This is a genomic window from Streptococcus sp. DTU_2020_1001019_1_SI_AUS_MUR_006, assembly GCF_032340315.1.
In the GTDB taxonomy this organism is placed as follows: domain Bacteria; phylum Bacillota; class Bacilli; order Lactobacillales; family Streptococcaceae; genus Streptococcus.
The window spans coordinates 922,293-943,177 of record NZ_CP135436.1; the positions used below are offsets into that span (position 1 = coordinate 922,293).

Annotated in this window: 23 protein-coding genes; 16 read left to right on the forward strand and 7 right to left on the reverse strand. The window is 39.3% G+C overall.

Annotated features, from left to right (window positions below; all coding sequences use genetic code 11):
• Window positions 1–11: 11 nt before the first annotated feature.
• The 9 genes from glnA (at window position 12) to dnaJ (ending at window position 8,973) form a co-directional block, all read left to right on the forward strand.
• Window positions 12–1,358 carry a type I glutamate--ammonia ligase gene (gene glnA, locus RRU92_RS04525; RefSeq protein ID WP_045763630.1) on the forward strand — a complete coding sequence of 449 codons (1,347 nt, stop codon included), beginning with the start codon at window positions 12–14 and terminating at the stop codon, window positions 1,356–1,358.
• A gap of 119 nt (window positions 1,359–1,477) precedes the next feature.
• Window positions 1,478–1,798 carry a PadR family transcriptional regulator gene (locus tag RRU92_RS04530; protein ID WP_049508281.1) on the forward strand — a complete coding sequence of 107 codons (321 nt, stop codon included), beginning with the start codon at window positions 1,478–1,480 and terminating at the stop codon, window positions 1,796–1,798.
• Window positions 1,798–2,373 (forward strand): DUF2812 domain-containing protein, encoded by a 576-nt coding sequence (locus tag RRU92_RS04535; protein WP_153225696.1) that lies wholly within the window; start codon window positions 1,798–1,800, stop codon window positions 2,371–2,373. The genes RRU92_RS04530 and RRU92_RS04535 overlap by 1 nt, the downstream gene beginning before the upstream one ends.
• 34 nt (window positions 2,374–2,407) lie before the next feature.
• On the forward strand, window positions 2,408–2,920 hold the full coding sequence (locus RRU92_RS04540; protein WP_153225697.1) for a DUF2812 domain-containing protein: 513 nt from the start codon (window positions 2,408–2,410) through the stop codon (window positions 2,918–2,920).
• 161 nt (window positions 2,921–3,081) lie between these two features.
• Window positions 3,082–4,116 (forward strand): heat-inducible transcriptional repressor HrcA, encoded by a 1,035-nt coding sequence (hrcA, locus tag RRU92_RS04545; protein ID WP_153225698.1) that lies wholly within the window; start codon window positions 3,082–3,084, stop codon window positions 4,114–4,116.
• 26 nt (window positions 4,117–4,142) lie between these two features.
• Window positions 4,143–4,658 (forward strand): nucleotide exchange factor GrpE, encoded by a 516-nt coding sequence (gene grpE / locus RRU92_RS04550; protein WP_153225699.1) that lies wholly within the window; start codon window positions 4,143–4,145, stop codon window positions 4,656–4,658.
• A gap of 369 nt (window positions 4,659–5,027) precedes the next feature.
• Window positions 5,028–6,851 (forward strand): molecular chaperone DnaK, encoded by a 1,824-nt coding sequence (gene dnaK / locus RRU92_RS04555; protein WP_315640781.1) that lies wholly within the window; start codon window positions 5,028–5,030, stop codon window positions 6,849–6,851.
• Window positions 6,852–7,049: 198 nt separating this feature from the next.
• Window positions 7,050–7,682 (forward strand): DJ-1/PfpI family protein, encoded by a 633-nt coding sequence (locus tag RRU92_RS04560; RefSeq protein ID WP_315640782.1) that lies wholly within the window; start codon window positions 7,050–7,052, stop codon window positions 7,680–7,682.
• Between the two features lie 154 nt (window positions 7,683–7,836).
• Complete coding sequence (gene dnaJ, locus RRU92_RS04565; protein WP_049530135.1) at window positions 7,837–8,973, forward strand: molecular chaperone DnaJ; 1,137 nt, start codon at window positions 7,837–7,839, stop codon at window positions 8,971–8,973.
• Between the two features lie 85 nt (window positions 8,974–9,058).
• Here dnaJ and RRU92_RS04570 read toward each other — a convergent pair whose 3' ends face one another.
• The 3 genes from RRU92_RS04570 to RRU92_RS04580 all read right to left on the reverse strand — a co-directional run bounded on the left by RRU92_RS04570 (window position 9,059) and on the right by RRU92_RS04580 (window position 10,505).
• On the reverse strand, window positions 9,059–9,712 hold the full coding sequence (locus tag RRU92_RS04570) for a hypothetical protein (protein WP_315640785.1): 654 nt from the start codon (window positions 9,710–9,712) through the stop codon (window positions 9,059–9,061).
• Between the two features lie 85 nt (window positions 9,713–9,797).
• Window positions 9,798–10,085: a hypothetical protein gene (locus RRU92_RS04575; RefSeq protein ID WP_315640786.1), complete on the reverse strand. Its 288-nt coding sequence runs from the start codon at window positions 10,083–10,085 to the stop codon at window positions 9,798–9,800.
• A gap of 9 nt (window positions 10,086–10,094) precedes the next feature.
• Window positions 10,095–10,505, reverse strand: coding sequence for an HIT family protein (locus RRU92_RS04580; RefSeq protein WP_315640788.1), 411 nt, complete (start codon window positions 10,503–10,505; stop codon window positions 10,095–10,097).
• Between the two features lie 67 nt (window positions 10,506–10,572).
• Here RRU92_RS04580 and RRU92_RS04585 point away from each other — a divergent pair, with 67 nt between their 5' ends.
• A complete protein-coding gene (locus tag RRU92_RS04585) occupies window positions 10,573–11,304 on the forward strand; it encodes an ABC transporter ATP-binding protein (protein ID WP_315640790.1) in 732 nt (243 codons plus the stop codon).
• Window positions 11,301–12,350, forward strand: a complete 1,050-nt coding sequence (locus RRU92_RS04590) for an ABC transporter permease (RefSeq protein WP_315640792.1) — start codon at window positions 11,301–11,303, stop codon at window positions 12,348–12,350. The genes RRU92_RS04585 and RRU92_RS04590 overlap by 4 nt, the downstream gene beginning before the upstream one ends.
• A 307-nt stretch (window positions 12,351–12,657) precedes the next feature.
• On the opposite strand, the gene RRU92_RS04595 is transcribed toward RRU92_RS04590, so the two are convergent.
• Window positions 12,658–12,987 carry a helicase BlpT gene (locus RRU92_RS04595; RefSeq protein WP_315640793.1) on the reverse strand — a complete coding sequence of 110 codons (330 nt, stop codon included), beginning with the start codon at window positions 12,985–12,987 and terminating at the stop codon, window positions 12,658–12,660.
• A 276-nt stretch (window positions 12,988–13,263) separates the two neighbouring features.
• Here RRU92_RS04595 and RRU92_RS04600 point away from each other — a divergent pair, with 276 nt between their 5' ends.
• The 3 genes from RRU92_RS04600 to RRU92_RS04610 are packed head-to-tail and all read left to right on the forward strand — an operon-like array spanning window position 13,264 to window position 15,698.
• Window positions 13,264–13,602, forward strand: coding sequence for a LytTR family DNA-binding domain-containing protein (locus tag RRU92_RS04600; RefSeq protein WP_248034717.1), 339 nt, complete (start codon window positions 13,264–13,266; stop codon window positions 13,600–13,602).
• 4 nt (window positions 13,603–13,606) lie between these two features.
• Window positions 13,607–14,344: a LytTR family DNA-binding domain-containing protein gene (locus RRU92_RS04605; protein WP_315640794.1), complete on the forward strand. Its 738-nt coding sequence runs from the start codon at window positions 13,607–13,609 to the stop codon at window positions 14,342–14,344.
• A 13-nt stretch (window positions 14,345–14,357) separates the two neighbouring features.
• A complete protein-coding gene (locus RRU92_RS04610) occupies window positions 14,358–15,698 on the forward strand; it encodes a sensor histidine kinase (RefSeq protein WP_315640795.1) in 1,341 nt (446 codons plus the stop codon).
• Between the two features lie 279 nt (window positions 15,699–15,977).
• Here the strand turns inward: RRU92_RS04610 and blpC are convergent, their stop codons facing one another.
• From blpC to blpA, 3 genes are read right to left on the reverse strand one after another with little or no spacing between them, the layout of a single operon-like run.
• Entirely contained in the window at window positions 15,978–16,136 is a 159-nt protein-coding gene (gene blpC / locus RRU92_RS04615; RefSeq protein ID WP_248034714.1) for a quorum-sensing system pheromone BlpC, read from the reverse strand.
• Between the two features lie 56 nt (window positions 16,137–16,192).
• Complete coding sequence (locus RRU92_RS04620; RefSeq protein ID WP_315640798.1) at window positions 16,193–17,554, reverse strand: bacteriocin secretion accessory protein; 1,362 nt, start codon at window positions 17,552–17,554, stop codon at window positions 16,193–16,195.
• 10 nt (window positions 17,555–17,564) lie between these two features.
• Window positions 17,565–19,718 carry a peptide cleavage/export ABC transporter BlpA gene (gene blpA / locus RRU92_RS04625; protein WP_315640800.1) on the reverse strand — a complete coding sequence of 718 codons (2,154 nt, stop codon included), beginning with the start codon at window positions 19,716–19,718 and terminating at the stop codon, window positions 17,565–17,567.
• A 522-nt stretch (window positions 19,719–20,240) separates the two neighbouring features.
• Here blpA and RRU92_RS04630 point away from each other — a divergent pair.
• On the forward strand, window positions 20,241–20,453 hold the full coding sequence (locus RRU92_RS04630; protein ID WP_315640802.1) for a hypothetical protein: 213 nt from the start codon (window positions 20,241–20,243) through the stop codon (window positions 20,451–20,453).
• Between the two features lie 10 nt (window positions 20,454–20,463).
• On the forward strand, window positions 20,464–20,658 hold the full coding sequence (locus RRU92_RS04635; RefSeq protein ID WP_061862669.1) for a hypothetical protein: 195 nt from the start codon (window positions 20,464–20,466) through the stop codon (window positions 20,656–20,658).
• The last annotated feature ends 227 nt before the right edge of the window (window positions 20,659–20,885 follow it).

The following is a 20,885-nucleotide window of genomic DNA, read 5'->3' on the forward strand; positions in this document are numbered from 1 at the left end:
GGAGAAAAACCATGCCAATCACAGCTGCAGATATTCGTCGTGAAGTTAAGGAAAAAAATGTAACCTTTATCCGTCTCATGTTTTCAGATATTTTGGGAACTATGAAAAACGTCGAAATTCCTGCTACAGATGAACAACTAGACAAGGTCTTGTCAAACAAGGCTATGTTTGATGGATCTTCTATTGAAGGGTTTGTTCGTATCAACGAATCAGATATGTACCTATACCCTGACCTGGACACTTGGACAGTCTTTCCTTGGGGAGATGAGAACGGTAGTGTCGCAGGATTGATCTGTGATGTCTATACAACAGAAGGGGAACCATTTGCAGGAGATCCTCGTGGAAACCTCAAACGTGCTCTTCGTCACATGGAAGAAGTTGGATTCAAATCTTTCAACCTTGGACCAGAGCCAGAATTCTTCCTATTTAAGCTTGATGAAAATGGAGATCCAACTCTTGAGGTAAATGACAAGGGTGGTTACTTTGATTTGGCGCCTACAGACCTTGCTGACAACACTCGTCGTGAGATTGTTAACGTCTTGACCAAAATGGGATTTGAAGTTGAAGCAAGTCACCACGAAGTTGCTGTAGGCCAACATGAGATTGACTTTAAGTACGATGAAGTTCTTCGCGCTTGTGATAAGATTCAAATCTTTAAACTAGTTGTAAAAACAATTGCCCGTAAACATGGTCTCTATGCAACCTTTATGGCTAAACCAAAATTTGGTATCGCTGGTTCAGGTATGCACTGTAATATGTCCTTGTTTGATGCTGAAGGAAACAATGCCTTCTTTGATCCAAATGATCCAAAAGGAATGCAATTGTCAGAAACTGCTTACTACTTCCTTGGTGGTTTGATCAAACATGCCTACAACTATACAGCTATCATGAACCCAACCGTTAACTCATACAAACGTTTGGTTCCAGGCTACGAAGCCCCTGTTTACATCGCTTGGGCTGGCCGTAACCGTTCACCACTTGTCCGCGTACCAGCATCACGCGGAATGGGAACACGTTTGGAGTTGCGTTCAGTGGACCCAATGGCGAACCCATATATTGCTATGGCTGTTCTTTTAGAAGTTGGTTTGAACGGTATCGAAAACAAAATTGAAGCACCAGCACCAATCGAGGAAAACATCTACATCATGACTGCAGAAGAGCGTAAAGAGGCTGGCATTACTGACCTTCCATCAACTCTTCACAACGCTTTGAAGGCTTTGACAGAAGACGAAGTGGTTAAAGCAGCTCTAGGTGAACACATCTACACTAGCTTCCTTGAAGCTAAACGCATCGAGTGGGCGAGCTATGCAACCTTTGTCTCACAATGGGAAATTGATAACTACCTAGATCTATACTAATAATAAATCAGAAAGATTGTCCGTGAGGACGATCTTTTTTTCTTGTATTTTATATCGAGGTGTGATATATTTTATATAACGAAGTGCGATATATCGAACTAAATAGGAGGTCTGATTAAATGGAATTAACAGATAAGATTAGGCGGGTTTACCTTCCCATGACTGAAACGGGATTTTATATTCTGTTTTGTCTGCAAAAGGAGAACCATGGCTATGGTATTACGCAAAAGGTCAAAGAAATGACAGATTCACAGGTTTCGATTAGTCCTGGGACTATGTATGGAACCCTATCGAAGATGGAAAAGGATGGTTTGATTTCCTTTGTCCGAGAAGAGGAAAAACGTAAAATCTATCAGATAACAGACTTAGGAAGAAAAGTTTTAGAGATTGAGTTGAAACGTATTGAACGGCTCTATAGAAACAGTCGGGAGGAGCTTTGATGGAAAAGAAAGTTGTTTATAGGATTTGTACCATTGCGGATTATGATAGAGAGGCACTCTATCTCAGAGAAATGCATGCTCAGGGCTGGAAACTTAAGGAAGTAAGTTATTCTAACTTAGTAGTTGCGGTTAAGTATACATTTGAAAAGTGCCAACCGGAGCAGGTGGTTTATCAGTTGGACTTTTATCCTATGAAAAAATCAGAGAGAGCTTCCTATTTACAACTATTTAAAGATTGTGGGTGGGAGCATATTACAGACTTTAATGGTTTTTCCTATTTTAGAAAACCTTATTATCGAATTGAATCAGATGCCGAGTTTGAAATTTATAATGATGCGGCCGGGAAGTTAGCTATGGTCAAGCGCATTTTAATAATGCGGATGCTTCCTGTCTTGCTTCTCTTTTCAGCGCTACTACCGGTTTTCTCAAAGTTACTCAGTGGAAGAGGTTCTTTCAGTTGGGGAATGTTTTTGATTGTTAGCGTAGACTGTACTTTATTGATAGTTTTTTCGATTCAGATTTCTTATATTTGTTGGAGATTGTTTCAAAAATGGAAAGAATTATCCGATAAATAAAATCAAGCATGTTTTCTAATTTGGAGGTCAGACAATGAATAGCAAAGTACAATTTCGAATGTTTACCATTTTTGATTTGGATAAGGTAGAAGATTATTTGCATGAGATGCATTTGAAAGGTTGGAAATTTAAATCGAATCGTTTTGGCTTTTTCTATTTTGAACAATGCCGACCAGATGATGTAGTTTACCGTGTGTGGAATACTAGCTACCTTAGAAAAAATGAGGTGGATTTACAAAGTATTAAGGATAGAGGATGGGAATTTGTGGAAAATTGTTCTTATTCTGTTTTTCGAAAAGCAACTTGTGATGTAGATTCAAATGATCAATCTTTCATGGACAATCGTCTTCGATGGGCTGATGTGAAATCTAGACTTCGTACATCTACAGTTTCTATCTCTGGTGGTCTTGTTGTTTGTATGAGTCTGTTTCGCGAAAGTCTCTCTCAGTCTTTCTTCCTTATTTTTGCCCTTTATGCCCTCGTGATTTCTTACCTAATCTATAGTTTTTATAGACTTAAAAAGAAATATCTTGAGAATGTAAGATAATTTTCTAGGTCCTCAGACTGATTTTTAGCACTCTTGGTAAAAGAGTGCTAATTTTTTGAGTTTTTGTCTTGACATTCTTTTCTAAGGGTGTATAATAGAATCATAAGTTAGCACTTGGAGGTTACGAGTGCTAAAAAGATCTATCAGAGAGGAGTGACGAGATGGTTACGGAACGTCAGCAGAGTATTTTAAATCTGATTATTGACATCTTTACCAAAACGCACGAACCTGTTGGATCTAAGGCCTTGCAAGAGTCTATCAACTCTAGTAGTGCTACCATTCGAAATGACATGGCAGCTCTAGAAAAGCAAGGTTTGCTTGAAAAGGCACATACTTCCAGTGGTCGGATGCCGAGTGTGGCTGGATTTCAATACTATGTCAAACACTCCTTATCCTTCGACCGTTTAGCTGAAAATCAAGTTTATGAGATTGTAAAAGCATTTGATCAAGAATTCTTCAAGCTTGAGGATATTCTTCAAGAGGCAACGAGAATCTTGACAGACTTGAGTGGTTGTACGGTTGTAGCACTGGATGTAGAACCAAGTAGGCAGAAGCTAACAGCTTTTGACATCGTTGTTCTCGGACAACACACAGCTCTTGCTGTTTTTACGCTTGATGAGTCTAGAACAGTTACCAGTCAGTTTTTGATTCCGAGAAATTTCTTGCAGGAGGATTTGAACCGCCTCAAGACCATGATTCAAGAACGTTTCCTGGATCAGACTGTTTTGGATATTCACTACAAGATTCGGACAGAGATTCCGCAGATTATCCAACGTTACTTTACAACAACGGATAACGTCATGGACCTCGTTGAACATATCTTCAAAGAAATGTTCAATGAAAATATCGTGGTTTCTGGCAAAGTCAATCTTTTGAATTTCGCAAATCTAGCAGCTTATCAGTTTTTTGATCAGCCACAAAAAGTAGCTTTGGAAATTCGAGAGAATCTGATTGGCGACCAGATGCAAAGTGTCCGAGTTGCGGATAGCCAAGAATCTTGTCTTGCTGACCTAGCAGTGATTAGCAGTAAGTTCCTGATTCCCTATCGTGGATTTGGAATTCTTGCGATTATTGGTCCAGTCAATTTGAATTATCAACAATTGGTTAATCAACTCAATGTTGTCAATCGAGTTCTAACTATGAAGTTGACGGATTTTTACCGCTATCTCAGCAGCAATCACTATGAAGTGAATTAAGATTGAAATCATTAAAGGAGGCGAAAATGGCCCAAGATATTAAAAATGAAGAAGTAAAAGAAGAGGAAGTTGTGGAAACAGCTGAAGAAACAACTTCTGAGAAGTCTGAATTGGACTTGGCAAATGAACGTGCCGAAGAATTTGAAAACAAATATCTTCGAGCTCATGCAGAAATGCAAAACATTCAGCGCCGTGCCAATGAAGAACGTCAACTCTTGCAACGCTATCGCAGCCAAGATTTGGCAAAAGCAATCTTGCCATCACTGGATAACCTCGAACGTGCCCTTGCCGTTGAAGGATTGACAGATGATGTGAAGAAGGGCTTGGAAATGGTTCAAGAAAGTTTGGTACATGCTCTGAAAGAAGAAGGAATTGAAGAAATTCCAGCAGATGGTGAATTTGACCATAACTACCACATGGCCATTCAAACAGTCCCAGCGGATGACGAACATCCAGCAGACACCATCGCACAAGTCTTCCAAAAAGGCTACAAACTCCATGACCGTATCTTAAGACCGGCTATGGTAGTGGTTTATAACTAGGCAATTCTGACGGTAGCTAAAGCAACTCGTCAGAAAACGGCAATCGCTATGGCGTTTGCCTAGCCTCCTTACTAACTCGTCGTCGAAATAATATCGATTTCGACTCCTCGTGTCGTAACATTCATAATAAAAACCTTGTCCGAAATGACACTAAACTATGAAAGAAAGATAAAAATGGTTCAGCTTTGCCAATAGTGAGCGAAGCGAACCAAAGGCGATATTCTTCGCCGTGGCGGTATTTTCGCAAACTTTTAGACCTGAGGCTCAAAGTTTAGTCAAAGAGATTGACGAAGTCAAGCTCTGACGGCGTCGCCACTTAAGAAGAGCATCAAAAAGAAAAAAAGAAGATAAATTTAAGGAGAAAAACACATGTCTAAAATTATCGGTATTGACTTAGGTACAACAAACTCAGCAGTAGCAGTTCTTGAAGGAACTGAAAGCAAAATCATCGCAAACCCAGAAGGAAACCGCACAACTCCATCTGTAGTTTCATTCAAAAATGGTGAAATCATCGTTGGTGACGCAGCAAAACGTCAAGCAGTAACAAACCCAGATACAGTCATCTCTATCAAATCTAAGATGGGTACTTCTGAAAAAGTTTCTGCTAACGGTAAAGAATACACTCCACAAGAAATCTCAGCTATGATTCTTCAATACTTGAAAGGTTATGCTGAAGAATACCTTGGTGAAAAAGTAACTAAAGCAGTTATCACAGTTCCAGCTTACTTTAACGATGCTCAACGTCAAGCAACTAAAGACGCTGGTAAAATTGCTGGTCTTGAAGTAGAACGTATCGTCAACGAACCAACTGCAGCAGCCCTTGCATACGGTTTGGACAAGACTGACAAAGAAGAAAAAATCTTGGTATTCGACCTTGGTGGTGGTACATTCGACGTATCTATCCTTGAATTAGGTGATGGTGTCTTTGATGTATTGGCAACTGCAGGGGATAACAAACTCGGTGGTGACGACTTTGACCAAAAAATCATCGACCACTTGGTAGCAGAATTCAAGAAAGAAAACGGCATCGACTTGTCAACAGACAAGATGGCGCTTCAACGTTTGAAAGACGCAGCTGAAAAAGCGAAGAAAGACCTTTCTGGTGTGACTTCAACTCAAATCAGCTTGCCGTTCATCACTGCTGGTGAAGCTGGACCTCTTCACTTGGAAATGACCTTGACTCGTGCCAAATTTGACGATTTGACTCGTGACCTTGTAGAACGTACAAAAGTTCCAGTTCGTCAAGCTCTTTCAGATGCAGGTTTAAGTTTGTCAGAAATCGACGAAGTTATCCTTGTTGGTGGTTCAACTCGTATCCCAGCCGTTGTAGAAGCTGTTAAGGCTGAAACTGGTAAAGAACCAAACAAATCAGTTAACCCTGATGAAGTAGTTGCTATGGGTGCTGCCATCCAAGGTGGTGTCATCACTGGTGATGTCAAAGACGTTGTCCTTCTTGACGTAACACCATTGTCACTTGGTATCGAAACAATGGGTGGAGTATTTACAAAACTCATCGACCGCAACACTACTATTCCAACATCTAAATCACAAGTCTTCTCAACTGCAGCAGACAACCAACCAGCCGTTGATATCCACGTTCTTCAAGGTGAACGCCCAATGGCGGCAGATAACAAGACTCTTGGACGCTTCCAATTGACTGATATCCCAGCTGCACCTCGTGGTATCCCACAAATCGAAGTTACATTTGACATCGATAAGAACGGTATCGTATCTGTTAAGGCCAAAGATCTTGGAACTCAAAAAGAACAAACAATTGTTATCCAATCTAACTCAGGTTTGACAGACGAAGAAATCGACCGCATGATGAAAGATGCAGAAGCTAACGCTGAAGCAGATAAGAAACGTAAAGAAGAAGTTGATCTTCGTAACGAAGTAGACCAAGCTATCTTTGCGACTGAAAAGACAATCAAGGAAACTGAAGGTAAAGGCTTCGACGCAGAACGTGACGCTGCTCAAGCTGCTCTTGATGAGCTTAAGAAAGCTCAAGAAGACAACAACTTGGATGACATGAAAGCAAAACTTGAAGCATTGAACGAAAAAGCTCAAGGACTTGCTGTGAAACTCTACGAACAAGCCGCAGCAGCACAACAAGCTCAAGCAGGAGCAGAAGGCGCACAAGCAACAGGAAACGCAGGCGATGACGTCGTAGACGGAGAGTTTACGGAAAAATAAAATAGTCCAGTGGACTATTTTATCCCGAGCTTGAAAATCGGGGAGCGAGGCGTTAATAATGACTGTTCACTCTAATGATTGTCATTCTACGGCAATCGCTATGGCGCCTTGCCTAAACGCCTAACTAGCAAATGATAGGAAGAAATCCAGAGGTTGCAACCCAGCCTCTGTTTTTCGGTAAAATAGAGGATGTTACGTATGAAAAAAGTACTTTGTATCATTTATCCTAATTTTTCTCTCTATGAGATAACCGCTTTAACAAGTACTTTAGCTCTGTCTTTTGACGTCACGATTGATTATGTCGCTTCAGATCACTCGATGGTGGTCTCTGAGGATGGTTTGCCCTGTCAACCGACCAAAACACTGGATCAAATAAACCTAGAAGATTATTCTTGTATCATTTTGCCAGGAATGGTAAATATAGGTCCTGCTCTACGCGATGAGAAATTGATTTCGTTTTTGAGGGACCTTGGTGAGCAAGATATCCTCATTGCAGCCATTTCTTCAGCGCCCCTTTTATTGGCGAAAGCAGGCTTGTTGAAGGACACGAAATTTACAGGCGGAATTTGGCAAAACTTCTTTGACTATTTTGAATTTCTTCCACGTGAAAATTTCCAGCCAAAAGTTCTTGTGCGAGATAAACAAATCATTACGGCTATAGGCTTTGCGCACCAAGAGTTTGCAAGGAAAGTGATTCTAAGTTTAGGGTTGGCAGAGAATACGGACAACTATTTTAAAGAACAGAACGAATATGCTGAAGAGGATTTGATATTTACTCTATCGGACCAAGAGTTTGATCAAGTGAAGCAGAGTATAGAAAACAGCCTCTAAAGATTTACTTATAAATTATAGAAAGGAACAAAGAGCGTTCGGGGAATTGAACTCGAGCGGAAAGCTTGGAAATTAGATAAACCTCCTAAGAAATCAGGATTTCTTGTCGGTTTCCTAAATTTCAGTCGCTTTCTGTTCGCTCTTAGTATCTTGTATGAACAATACTGAATTTTACGACCGTTTGGGCGTTTCGAAAAATGCGTCTCAAGATGAGATCAAGAAAGCCTATCGGAAATTATCTAAAAAATATCATCCAGATATCAACAAGGATCCTGGAGCTGAGGACAAGTACAAGGAAGTTCAAGAAGCTTATGAAACTTTGAGCGATGAACAGAAACGTGCTGCCTATGACCAATACGGTGCTGCGGGTGCCAATGGTGGTTTTGGTGGTGCTGGCGGTTTCGGTGGCTTCGATGGAGCAGGTGGTTTTGGCGGATTTGAAGATATCTTCTCAAGCTTCTTTGGTGGTGGCGGTGCATCACGTAATCCAAACGCCCCTCGTCAAGGTGACGACCTCCAGTATCGCGTTCATTTGACTTTTGAAGAAGCTATTTTTGGTACAGAAAAGGAAGTCAAATACAATCGTGAAGCAAGCTGTCGTACTTGTAATGGGTCTGGTGCTAAACCTGGAACAAGTCCAGTTACTTGTGGACGCTGTCATGGTTCAGGTGTGATCAATGTGGACACCCAAACACCACTCGGTATGATGCGTCGCCAAGTAACCTGTGATGTCTGTCATGGCCGTGGTCAAGAAATCAAAGATCCATGTACAACCTGTCATGGAACTGGTCATGAAAAACAAGCCCATAGCGTACACGTAAAAATCCCTGCTGGTGTGGAAACAGGTCAACAGATTCGCCTAGCTGGTCAGGGTGAAGCAGGATTTAACGGTGGACCATACGGTGACTTGTACGTGGTGGTTTCAGTTGAAGCTAGTGATAAGTTTGAACGTGAAGGAACTACTATCTTCTACAATTTGAACCTCAATTTTGTTCAAGCAGCACTTGGTGATACAGTAGACATCCCTACAGTTCATGGTGATGTAGAATTAGTCATTCCAGAAGGAACTCAGACTGGTAAACGATTCCGCCTACGTGGTAAAGGTGCGCCTAGCCTTCGTGGAGGTGCCCTTGGTGACCAATACGTTACTGTCAATGTTGTTACCCCAACAGGTTTGAATGACCGCCAAAAAGCAGCCTTGAAAGAATTCGCAGCTGCAGGTGATTTAAAAGTAAATCCAAAGAAAAAAGGCTTCTTTGACCATATTAAGGATGCCTTTGAAGGAGAATAAAGCATAAAGTAAAAAGAGCCTTCGGGCTCTTTTTCGTGCAATCTTTAGTCTTTTAGCATGGGAGAAATAATCTCTGGTTGGTCTGCTATTCAGATCTTTGAGTGAGTAAGCCAGCCTCATCCATGTCCTGGATGAGTTGCCTGAATTCCGCTTCTTTTCCAGGTTTAAGGACGACGGTATCAATGTGATTAATCGCCGAATTATCCTGAATATCCACCAAGGTCAAAGCTTTTTCATAGAATGCGATTCCCTTTTTCATGCTTTCTGGATCCCTCCAAGAGAGAATAAAGTAAGAAGGATTTGATTTCTTTCCGATTTCTTGGAAATACTTCCTGCTTTCCTCCTCTAAAAATTGGAATAAACCATGATTGAATAAGTTGTCTTCTACTGAATAGTAGGAAATCTCTTCTGTGTTTAAGACATAAACTTTGAGTTGGTTTTTAGTGAGGTTTGGACTTTCTTTTAGGACTGGGTGGCTATTGACGACCTCGTCTGAGAAAGTCACATAAAAATCTAAGCCTCCACCCTCGAATTGATAGCTTCCATTTGATTCTACTTTCTCAGGAGGCATGTCAAGAGAAATAAAGATTTGTTTTAAGCTTTCATTCCCCTCTTGGATATCACTCGGTTCGGCCTTGAAAAGATTGGCCAGTATTAGAAATGCCAGAGCTGCAAGAAGGCAGAGGCCACCACAAATAATCAGGATGATCCGCGTCAAAACTTTAAAAAACTGTTTCATTTTCATGCCCTCCCTGGTCTGTTAGGATCTGCTGACCCAAAATGGCTTTAAAGGGGAATAAGGAAAGTTGGAGATTTTCTTTACATTAGTTTTCTTCAGTTTCCTGCAATTCTTTTAGTACAGCTAATCTTGTTTGAACGTCTTTTTCCAAGACCTTAAACTTGTAAGTCAGGTCTTCTTGGTATTCCTTGATGAGTTCTTTTTGCTGGTCGATGATTTGTAGGCTATTTTGGATAATATCCACATCGTCCTTGATAGCTTGAACGCGGTCAGTTGTATTCAAGACTTCATCTGTGATGGTTTGGCGATTTTTTGTGACCAGATAACTTCCGGCTGCAGCTCCTGCAAATAGCAGTAGATTGGATAATTTCATAGCAACTCCTTAGGCATTTTTGATGGTTTCAGCGATTTGAGCGAGTTTGTCAAAGTCTGGTTCGTGGGCGATAAAATCAATCTTGAGGTCATCGTCCGAACTGTAGCGAGGTACGAGGTGGACGTGGGTATGAAAGACGGTTTGCCCTGCGATTTCTTCACAGTTAGCAATGATATTCATACCAGTAGCCTTGGTAGCTTTCATGACTTTTTGAGCTACTGTTGGCACTTGGGCAAAGAGTTGGCTGGCGCTAGTAGCGTCCATTTCCAAAAGATTGCGATAGTGTTCTTTGGGTACGACCAAGGTATGTCCTGGTGTCACTTGAGAGATATCAAGAAAGGCAAGAACCTGCTCATCTTCATATACTTTTGAAGCAGGAATTTCCCCTGCGATGATTTTACAAAAAATGCAATCTGACATAAAATCTACCTCTACTGTATTGAATTTTGATATAATATAGCTACATTATACCAGATTTGGAGAAAATATGTTAGAAATTAAAAATCTGACAGGGGGCTATGTTCATGTCCCTGTCTTGAAAGATGTGTCCTTTACAGTCGAGAGTGGACAGTTGGTCGGTTTGATCGGTCTCAATGGTGCTGGAAAATCAACGACTATCAATGAAATTATTGGACTTTTGACACCTTATAGTGGAGAAATAAACATCGACGGGCTAACCTTAGGTGCCAATCCGCGAGAATATCGTCAGCAGATTGGTTACATTCCTGAAACTCCTAGTTTGTACGAAGAATTAACTCTCAGAGAACATATCGAGACGGTTGCTATGGCCTATGGTATTGAGCAAAATCTAGCTTTTGAACGTGTAGAACCTCTTTTAAAAATGTTTCGTTTGGATCAGAAATTAGACTGGTTCCCAGTTCATTTTTCAAAAGGGATGAAACAGAAGGTTATGATTATCTGTGCCTTTGTCGTGGATCCGAGTCTCTTTATCGTCGATGAACCCTTCCTTGGTCTTGATCCCTTGGCCATTTCAGACTTGATCCAGCTTTTGGACCTTGAAAAGAAAAAAGGCAAGTCTATCCTCATGAGTACCCACGTTCTTGACTCTGCTGAAAAAATGTGTGATTCTTTTGTTATTCTTCACAAAGGGCAAGTGAGAGCTAAAGGGGATCTTGAAGAACTGAGAGAAGCTTTTGCTATGCCTCAAGCAAGTCTAAACGATATTTACCTGGCTTTGACCAAAGAGGAGGACCGATGAAAGACTTGTTTCTAAAGCGAAAGCAGGCTTTTCGTAAAGAATGTGTCGGTTATCTGCGCTATGTGTTCAATGACCACTTTGTCCTGTTTTTACTGGTCTTGGTAGGTTTTCTAGCCTATCAGTATAGTCAACTGCTCCAGCATTTTCCTGAGAATCACTTACCAATCCTATGTTTAATTGGAATTGTCTCTGTTTTACTCTTGCTTTGGGGAGGGATAGCGACTTATGTGGAAGCTCCTGATAAGCTCTTTCTCTTAGTAGCTGAAGAAGAAGTGAGAGAACATATCCAAAAGCAAAACCTAGTTTCCTTCATCTTTTGGGTTAGTGTACAGACTCTCTTCTTGCTTCTTTTTGCCCCTCTATTTTTAGCCATGGGCTTGGGCTTAGTGGTTTTTGGTGTTTATGTTCTTCTTTTGGGAGTCGTGAAATATTTCCTATTTCAGAAAAAAGCTGGCAAGTTTTTTAGTGCAAATCATCTGGACTGGGACTATGTGATTGCCCAAGAAAGTAAACGAAAGCAGTTCTTGCTTCGCTTCTTTGCCCTCTTTACCCAAGTTAAGGGAATTTCAAACAGCGTCAAGCGACGAGCTTATCTAGATGTTATCCTAAAAGCAGTTCAGAAGGTACCGAGCAAGATTTGGCAGAACCTTTATCTTCGTTCTTATCTGCGAAATGGAGACCTCTTTGCCCTCAGTCTTCGTCTCCTCTTCCTATCTTTGCTGGCGTTGATCTTTATCGAGCAAGCTTGGATAGCGACAGCAGTAGTAGTTTTATTTAACTATCTCTTGCTCTTTCAGTTATTGGCCCTCTATCATGCTTTTGACTACCAATATTTGACCCAACTTTTCCCGCTAGACAAGGGGCAAAAGGAAAAAGGGTTACAGGCGGTTGTCCGAGGATTGACTGGTTTTGTTTTATTGGTTCAACTGGTAGTTGGGTTGATTACCCTCCAAGAAAAACTAGCCCTTCTAGCCCTCCTTGGAGCTGGACTGGTCTTGCAAATCTTGTATCTCCCATATCAGGTGAAACGTCAGATGCAGGATTAAATCTTATAAGATTAGAAAAGAAGTGAGGTTGGGACAAAAGATCCCGACCTCACTTTTTATTAGCAATCAAACTTTGACGAGGTAGCTGATTGAACTTTTTGTTCGTCTTTTAGACTCCAAAAAGCTCCTAATCATCCTCGCGGGGCTGGGATTACGAAATCGAGACTTTGTCTATCGATTTCTGTCCCACCGCCATTTTTATTTACGTAACCTCAATGAATACCAAGAAGCAAACCAGAAGATAGTCGCAGGTTACTCAAAACCTAGTTTTAAGGCTAACATGGTTTGAAAAGATTTTTTAAGACTATTACAAGATAAGGGTTGGCCCGTAGAGACTCAACTTGGTTTTGACTTGGTCAAAGTGGAAGCGGTCATAGGCTCTCCAAGCGGCACGGGTAGGGGCATCTGGATTGAGAGCACTGAGGCCCATGAGAAGACTGGAAGTTTGGTAAAATTTTTCCAGCTCAATCAAGAATCGATTATCCACTGTCTCAGCTTTAGAGAGAAAGCGGAGGATATTGTCCAGCTGCTCCTGGAAACGGACATCGTCAGTTGTTGCCTGTTTGCAGACTTGGTAGGCTTTGTTTAACTCAGTTATCAGTGTCTGAGCTCTTTTGATTGGGTCTGTTTCTGTCATGAGAATTCCTCCTTTGTGATGGTTTTAAAGTTGTTTTAAGCCTTTGTCTTTCTAATCATAGCCTATCACTTTTTACTCTTTTTTTATCTACAAATCTTTAATTGTCATTGAAATTTCCTGAATGGTAATAGCGGGATTTTATGATAAAATAGTTGTAAGGTTATCATGGTTATTTAGTAAAAAATTCAACACTTTAGGAATTTTTGAGGACCGTTTAGGATTTGGTGAAAATTAGTTGCTAGACTTATGATATCCTCTCTACAGGAGGTTTTATCCATGAACTATATCATCATCCAAAAAGAGAAAGAAATTTTTAAATTAAACATAAAGGATATCTACTATATCCAAACGCATCCAAGTAAAGCCCATACCGTGCAGATTTTTACTAAAGAAGCTAGCTTTGATCTGTTTCAAAATTTAAGCAAGCTTGAGAAACAATATGGGGAAACCTTAACGAGATGTCATCGAAATTGTCTGGTCAACCTTGAACGAGTAAAATCCATGGAACTCCAATCAAAGACTCTTTTTCTTGGAGAAGAAGGTCGATATGCTGTTCAGTATTCCAGACGTCGTTATAGAGAAATTCGCCAAAAATGGTTGAAAGAAGGAGAGTAAGAAGATGAGAATTTTTGTTTTAGAAGATGATTTTTCCCAACAAGCCAGAATTGAAAAGACGATTGAAAAACTTTTGAAAAAACAGAGTATCATTCCCAGTTCTTTTGAAGTTTTCGGGAAAACAGACCAACTGCTGGCAGAGGTGCATGAGAAGGGTGCGCATCAGCTTTTCTTTTTGGACATTGAGATTCGAAACGAAGAGATGAAGGGGCTAGAAGTGGCTAGAAAGATTCGAGATCGAGATCCTTATGCCCTAATCGTCTTTGTGACGACTCACTCAGAGTTTATGCCCCTGTCTTTTCGCTACCAAGTTTCAGCTTTGGACTACATTGATAAGGCCTTGTCGGCAGAGGAGTTTGAATCTCGCATCGAGACAGCCCTCCTCTATGCCAATAGTCAAGATAGTAAAAGTCTGGCGGACGATTGCTTTTACTTTAAATCAAAATTTGCTCAATTCCAGTATCCTTTTAAAGAGGTTTACTATCTCGAAACATCCCCAAGACCCCATCGTGTTATCCTCTATACCAAGACAGACAGGTTGGAATTTACGGCGAGTTTAGAGGAGGTTCTCAAGCAGGAGCCACGTCTCTTGCAGTGCCATCGCTCCTTCCTCATCAATCCAACCAATGTAGTTCGTTTGGATAAGAAAGAAAAACTCCTTTTCTTTCCCAATGGTGGAAGCTGTCTGATCGCGCGTTATAAGGTCAGGGAAGTGTCTGAGGTTATCAATAACTTACACTGAGTGAGGTGATGGAATGGAATTAGTTTGGAAGATAGTATATGCGTTTTTGATACCTGGATTGGAATTGTTTATATTTTTTAAGGTGGATGGAATTGTTCTAACTCTGGAGAGAGTTTTTAAGGCCTTTCTTTTTAAGATACTTTTGGCAGTTGTTTTTGTAATGATTAGCTATATAGTAGGAAATACTTACCTATCTTATTTTGTGGAACCCTTGTACGGCATCGGTTTATCTTTCTTGTTTTTAAGAGGGCTTCCTAAAAAACTCCTTCTCTTTTATGGTCTCTTTCCAATGATATTGGTGAATCTCTTTTATAGAGGAGTCTCCTATTTTGTGCTTCCATTTTTGGAGCAAGGGCAGGTGTATGATGACCACTCTTTTATTTGGTTATTTATAAAAATTTTTATTTGCTTTATTTCTCTAGCTTTTTTGAAATGGTTAGACTATGATTTCACTAGCTTGAGAAGGGAGATTCTAGATAAAGATTTTCAAAAGTCCCTGACTAAGATTAACTGGATAATGGGAGCTTACTATTTGGTGATGCAAAGTCTGTCTTATTTTGAATATGTACAAGGTGTTCAATCAACGACTATTCGCCATCTGATTCTGGTGTTTTACTTGCTCTTTTTTATGGGGGTTGTCAAGAGATTGGACACCTACTTGAAGGAAAAACTTCAGGGAAAACTGAACCAAGAGCAGGACTTGCGCTACAAAGATATGGAGCGGTATAGTCTGCATATAGAGGAGCTTTACAAGGAAATACGGAGCTTTCGTCATGATTATACCAATCTCTTGACTAGCTTACGTCTGGGCATTGAAGAGGAGGATATGGGACAGGTAAAAGAGGTCTACGACTCGGTCTTAAAGGACTCCGTTCAGAAATTGCGGGACAATAAATATGACCTGGGCAGATTGGTGAATATTCGTGACCGTGCCCTCAAAAGTCTTCTAGCTGGAAAATTTATAAAAGCAAGAGAAAGGGATATTGTCTTTAATGTCGAAGTTCCTGAGGAGATTCAAGTTGAGGGGATGAGCCTGCTTGATTTTTTAACCATCGTATCTATCCTTTGTGACAATGCCATTGAAGCCAGTGCAGAGGCTAGTCATCCTCAAGTTTCAATTGCCTTTTTTAAAAATGGAGCACAGGAGACCTTTATCATTGAAAACTCCATCAAAGAAGAGGGTATCGATATTTCTGAGATTTTCTCCTTTGGAGCAAGTTCTAAAGGGGAGGAGAGAGGAGTTGGTCTCTATACCGTCATGAAAATTGTGGAAAGCCATCCTAATACTAGTCTAAATACCACCTGCAAAAATCAAGTCTTTCGTCAGGTTTTGACAATGTTATCAATTGAATGATAACAAATAATAGAATGACTAAATAATAGAATAAATATAACAAAATTCTATAATATAAGTGTTTTGAAAGATTAATTATGAATTTTTATAATTTTTAAGTTTTTTCTACCATTTGTTAAGTCAATAAGGGAATTATGAAGAAACGAGACTAGACAGTAGCTATCCTGAGGTTACTGTCTTATTTTTTTACAACAAAATAGGCTTCATAATATCTATAGGAGATTTACCCACTACAAATATTATAGAGCCAAGTTTTTTATCCAATACCACCTTGTATGATTACATTTGTTGATGATTTCCATACCTATTGGCTTGGTTTGATGAATCAGATGTTAATATACTTAATATTGAATCGAACCACCATCCTCCACCTGTAATTTGGTTGAGTTCAGTAGTTGTTAGTTCTTGGAATGAAGTTAGGTTTTGATTCTTATCCATGTTATGATTCTCCTGTTTTATAAGATAATAAATAGTTATAGAGTGTTATCTGAAAATTAATCAGAATGTGTTAGAATTTTATCTTTGAAATAATCAAAATATGTTTTCTTTGCAGTTACACTAGTGACTCGACCTTGTAGGCCGTATTGGATGAGTTTACTGTCCTCATTAGATAGTTTTGCAAGAGCGGTTAATTTAAAGAGATTGCCTTGCTCTGTTCTGGTAGGAGTTTGATCAATGCTCTGAAGTTGGCCGATGATGGTAATGCCGTGATTTCCAATCTTCTCCAGTTTTAATCTTACAGTTTGTCCTTTATCTAGTAGAGGTAGATAGTTAGAAGATACGTAGTAAGTGATTAGTACTTCTCTTGTATCTGTGATGACAGGGAATATTTGAGCAATTTCTGTACCAGTTGGAATTCTATTTTTACCTTCAAATTCGCTGTTCAGATGAACGATACCTTTACTTGGAGCGGTTAAGGTATTATTTTCCAAGCGCTGTGTCGCTTGATCTAGTTGTACTTTTAATTCTGTTAATTGATTTTCCACGGTTAGTTGTTGCTGAGAAGCTGTTTGTAAAAACTGAGTGCGGAGTACTTCAATTTTGGTTGCTAAACTATTATCATAAGTTGCTACACTTCCGATACCAGCTTGCTGAATTTTGAGGCTTGCGATAGATGATTCAAGACCTGCAATACTTTGATTAATTTGAGATAAAAATGGCTCATCTGCCGTTCCTTGTGTTTGTCCTTGAGAGGCTACAAGATAACGATTCAAAATTGACTGATGTGGATTGCCAGTTGGTAAGCGAGCCCTTTTATTTACGATAGCATCTCTCAGCTCCTGGTATTCTCCAATTTGTTGTTGAACTTTTGTGATTTCTTGTTCAATAGCTGATGAACTGCTATTGGCAAGATTAGCTTGATTTGAGACTTCGGTGTTAGTCTTTGAGATACCTAGCTCAATATCATGAGCTTGTTTAGTAAAATTCATAAAGGTATTATGGTAGCCAAATTCATCCTCGCCAGAAAAAAGATCAGTCGCTTTTTCTAAGCTTTGTTTCAAAATTCCAAGTCCTTCTTTTTGCTTCTCAAGTCTTTGTAATTGAGTTTCTAAGGCAGTTTTCTGACTTTCTTCCATTGTTTCAGAGTATTTGATGAGTAAGTCACCTTTTTCAACTACTTGATTTGCCACTAAATGATTAGCTAAGATAGTATTATCACTGGTTGACTGAATGGATGCAATGACACTTGTAGGAGTGACTTCTCCTTGCGACGTAACAGTAATCTCTTTTGTAGCAACAAGGGAGAAAATCACGATGAAAGTAAACAGTAATGAAAGTGGTATGATTAATACTGTCGCATAATTATGGTAACGTCTCTGATAAAACTCGACGCTTCTAAATAGATTAGGATTCATGACATTCTCCTTATTTATTGAATAGATGATGGTAGAAACCTTGCGCCTGCATTAACTCTTGGTGACTACCAACTTCAATGATTTTCCCCTGGTCAAGAACAATGACACGGTTGGTTCGTTCGGCTATACTGAGACGATGGGCTACAAAGAGAATGGTTTTATCAGTTAGGGACATAAGATTATCTATAACTTTTTTCTCAGTCAAGACATCAAGACCGCTAGTAGCTTCATCTAGTATTAAAACAGGAGATTTAGTTAAAAGAGCACGAGCGAGGGCTATTCGTTGCTTTTGTCCTCCTGATAGACCAGCTCCATCAGAGAGCTGAGTTTGATAGCCCATAGGCATTCTTTCAATGTCTTGACGGATTTCAGCTAATTCACAAGCTTTTAGAATATCTTCTTGGCTAATCATATGATTACCACCCAAGGTTAAATTTTCCAAGATAGAGCCATTAAAGATATAGGCTTGTTGGGGTAGGTAATTAATATGACGGCGCAAGACTTTTTTATCAATGTTTTTAATATCCTGATGATTGATGGAAATATGTCCTTTGTAGGGTTCAAAGAAATTGACAATCATTTTAGCTAAAGTTGTTTTACCAGAACCACTAACTCCAACTAGGCTAACCTTATCTCCTTGTTTAATCGTGAGATTAATATCTGTTAAGGTATCTCGTCCAAAACCATACTTATAAGAAAGGTCATCAAATTCAATATCGCCCATCAAAAAATGTGAATGAACAGGGTTTTCTTGAACTTGAAATTCAGATTCGACTAAATAGACCTCGTTCAAGCGGTTATTAGCGACCTTCGCAGATTGGAGTTTGGTTTGGAGGTTGATAATATTTTCCATAGGAGTTGTAAAGTAAGAAAGAAGTGTGTTAAAGGTAATCAGCTGACCGATAGAAATTTTACTCGACATGACTAATTGAGCGCCAAACCATAGGATAAGGATATTCAGAACTAATTTTGTTCCCTGCTTTAAACTCGTTTGTAAAATAGAATATTTGCTGAGTTTAAAGGACTTTTCCAAATAATCTACAAATTCGCTGTCTATATTTTGGTAGCGATTTTCTTCACTTGTGAGTGACTTGATGGTTTCAATCCCGTTAATATCTTCGATGATGGCAGAACTAACCATAGAATTACTTTGCATGACATCGTGGTTCATTTTTTCAAAAGGCTTCATAAAAGAAAAGATGATGAACATGTATATAGGAATGGAAATAAGAGAAAGAAGGAAGAGACTAGGGTTTTGTGCAAGTAAGACGCCCCCTACAAGAATCAGAATGGAAACATCAAGAAAAAGAGAGAGAATGGTAGAAGCCAAGGCATCTATGATAGAGTTGGCATCTGTGAACCGTGAAATGATTTCCCCTGTACGACGTGTCGCAAAGAAAGACATAGGAAGTTCAAAAATATGGCGAATATAGGATAAAATCACATCAATACTTAATCTTTGACTCAGAACGGTTAGGAGATAATCTCTGGAGAAGCTCATGACTTGTTGGAGGATATAGGTTATAACCAGACCAACTGAGATGATTCCTAAAGTTGATTTCATCTGATTTGGAATGTATTCATCCAAGATTCCTTGAAGATAATAAGAACCACCGATATTGATAATCGTGACCAATAAGCTTGAGAGAACGATGTAAGCAATGAGAGATTTTTGCTTGAAAATCAGAGGAAGGAAGCTTAGTAGACCATTCTTTTTATCTTTATGGGGTTGATAGCTGGGTTTGGGAGCTAGAAAAATAGCTACTCCAGTCCATTCAGAGAAAAAGCGTTCTTTTGACATTTTGGTGATTTTTACAGAAGGGTCAGGATCACCAATAATCAGATAGTCTTTCTTTGTTTGATAGACAACATAGTAATGTTGGAGTTTTCCTTCTTTGTTAACGTGAACGATAAATGGATAGGGGACATCACTCATGTCAAAGAGAGTTTTATCTGCTTGAACAGGTCTTGTTTCAAAGCCCATTTCATCAGCGGCTTTTACAATGCCAAGAGCAGTCGTTCCTTCTTTATTGGTCTTTGCAAGTTCTCTCAAGTGAGCTAGAGAAAAATCTGAACCATAGAATTTAGCAATCGAGGCTAAGGCAGCAACACCGCAGTCTCTAGCATCTATTTGAGGAACAAATGTACGTTTATAAGAAGTCATTGGCAATTCCTTTCATATAGTAGATAGGTATATTATGCCATAATAATAAGTTCATATTTTATAAAATCTTGAATAGTCATTGAAACTTCCTGAATGGTAAAAAAGTGATTAGAAATTATCTTTTAAAAAAATTTTAGAGGTGGTTTTAAATAAAAAAGCTAATTTAAGACGTTTCGATGACAATTCAAGATTTGGATGAAAAAATTTAATAAACAGCGATATACTAAACTTGTCAAAGTTGCAACAAGACAAAAAAGAAATGTATCAATCTTACAGGTTTTACTCATAGTAAATACTTATAAAGTATATTGTATGAACCAGATTAGAGTGTATATCAATTTTGTAAAATGGGGGGCTTGATGAAATTTCAAAACTGTAGTTCACAATTTGGCCTATGTTTATTTGGTCTGTACTTAATTGTAGAACATCAGGATTTATTAAACTTTATTATTGGAGGTACGTTAATTATTACTTCCATTATATCGTATCATGTTAATTATAAGAAATACAAAAGGAGAAAAAATGATTGATTTAGCTATTAATGACTTAGAAAATGTTGTTGGCGGAGGGAATGCGTTGTCTTGTGCGACCGGAATTGGCATGAGTGGTGCCATTTTAGCAGCCGCTTCAGGTCCGATTGGCTGGGGAACTTTTGCACTGCTGGCGGTTGGAGCAGCGGCTACTGGATTTGGCACAGGATATTCTTGTGGTGCATGGTATTACACTGGTGATTAAGGAGATAATTATGAAAAATATTGATCAAACTACTCTAGAAGAAATTTCTGGAGGTGGGAACATTGCTGATTGTGCGTATGGTATTGGTGCCAGTGCGTTAGCAATTGCGGCAGGACCTGCTGGTTTGGCAGGTTTGCTTGTGGCAGGTGCAGCTGGTTTTAGATTAGGCTATGCATGTACTAGTTTATATCTTCACGGGGATTAATTTATTATTTTCATTGTTTAATTACTCTTAAACATTTTAAATATACAATATTGTGACTCAACTTGTGGTTTTGATACAGTTTTAATAGAGCCTGAGATAACACTCTCTCTGACTCATGCAAAAAGCAACGGCTTTAAAACCGTTGCTTTTTGCCTTGTTATGTGACTATTAGTCCGTCTCGCTCCGTGAGGTGCGAGACAAATAAACGGCTCTCTGTCAACTGTAGT

Bases quoted from the DNA above. Each gene is read 5' to 3' on its own strand.
- RRU92_RS04610 (WP_315640795.1), top strand. From the start codon at position 14,358: ATGGAATTAGTTTGGAAGATAGTATATGCGTTTTTGATACCTGGATTG.
- RRU92_RS04570 (WP_315640785.1), bottom strand. From the start codon at position 9,712: ATGAAACAGTTTTTTAAAGTTTTGACGCGGATCATCCTGATTATTTGT.
- RRU92_RS04590 (WP_315640792.1), top strand. From the start codon at position 11,301: ATGAAAGACTTGTTTCTAAAGCGAAAGCAGGCTTTTCGTAAAGAATGT.
- RRU92_RS04540 (WP_153225697.1), top strand. From the start codon at position 2,408: ATGAATAGCAAAGTACAATTTCGAATGTTTACCATTTTTGATTTGGAT.
- dnaK (WP_315640781.1), top strand. From the start codon at position 5,028: ATGTCTAAAATTATCGGTATTGACTTAGGTACAACAAACTCAGCAGTA.
- RRU92_RS04530 (WP_049508281.1), top strand. From the start codon at position 1,478: ATGGAATTAACAGATAAGATTAGGCGGGTTTACCTTCCCATGACTGAA.
- RRU92_RS04560 (WP_315640782.1), top strand. From the start codon at position 7,050: ATGAAAAAAGTACTTTGTATCATTTATCCTAATTTTTCTCTCTATGAG.
- RRU92_RS04595 (WP_315640793.1), bottom strand. From the start codon at position 12,987: ATGACAGAAACAGACCCAATCAAAAGAGCTCAGACACTGATAACTGAG.
- blpC (WP_248034714.1), bottom strand. From the start codon at position 16,136: ATGGATAAGAATCAAAACCTAACTTCATTCCAAGAACTAACAACTACT.
- glnA (WP_045763630.1), top strand. From the start codon at position 12: ATGCCAATCACAGCTGCAGATATTCGTCGTGAAGTTAAGGAAAAAAAT.
- RRU92_RS04630 (WP_315640802.1), top strand. From the start codon at position 20,241: ATGATTGATTTAGCTATTAATGACTTAGAAAATGTTGTTGGCGGAGGG.
- dnaJ (WP_049530135.1), top strand. From the start codon at position 7,837: ATGAACAATACTGAATTTTACGACCGTTTGGGCGTTTCGAAAAATGCG.
- RRU92_RS04600 (WP_248034717.1), top strand. From the start codon at position 13,264: ATGAACTATATCATCATCCAAAAAGAGAAAGAAATTTTTAAATTAAAC.
- RRU92_RS04605 (WP_315640794.1), top strand. From the start codon at position 13,607: ATGAGAATTTTTGTTTTAGAAGATGATTTTTCCCAACAAGCCAGAATT.
- RRU92_RS04635 (WP_061862669.1), top strand. From the start codon at position 20,464: ATGAAAAATATTGATCAAACTACTCTAGAAGAAATTTCTGGAGGTGGG.
- RRU92_RS04580 (WP_315640788.1), bottom strand. From the start codon at position 10,505: ATGTCAGATTGCATTTTTTGTAAAATCATCGCAGGGGAAATTCCTGCT.
- RRU92_RS04535 (WP_153225696.1), top strand. From the start codon at position 1,798: ATGGAAAAGAAAGTTGTTTATAGGATTTGTACCATTGCGGATTATGAT.
- RRU92_RS04585 (WP_315640790.1), top strand. From the start codon at position 10,573: ATGTTAGAAATTAAAAATCTGACAGGGGGCTATGTTCATGTCCCTGTC.
- RRU92_RS04620 (WP_315640798.1), bottom strand. From the start codon at position 17,554: ATGAATCCTAATCTATTTAGAAGCGTCGAGTTTTATCAGAGACGTTAC.
- RRU92_RS04575 (WP_315640786.1), bottom strand. From the start codon at position 10,085: ATGAAATTATCCAATCTACTGCTATTTGCAGGAGCTGCAGCCGGAAGT.
- grpE (WP_153225699.1), top strand. From the start codon at position 4,143: ATGGCCCAAGATATTAAAAATGAAGAAGTAAAAGAAGAGGAAGTTGTG.
- hrcA (WP_153225698.1), top strand. From the start codon at position 3,082: ATGGTTACGGAACGTCAGCAGAGTATTTTAAATCTGATTATTGACATC.
- blpA (WP_315640800.1), bottom strand. From the start codon at position 19,718: ATGACTTCTTATAAACGTACATTTGTTCCTCAAATAGATGCTAGAGAC.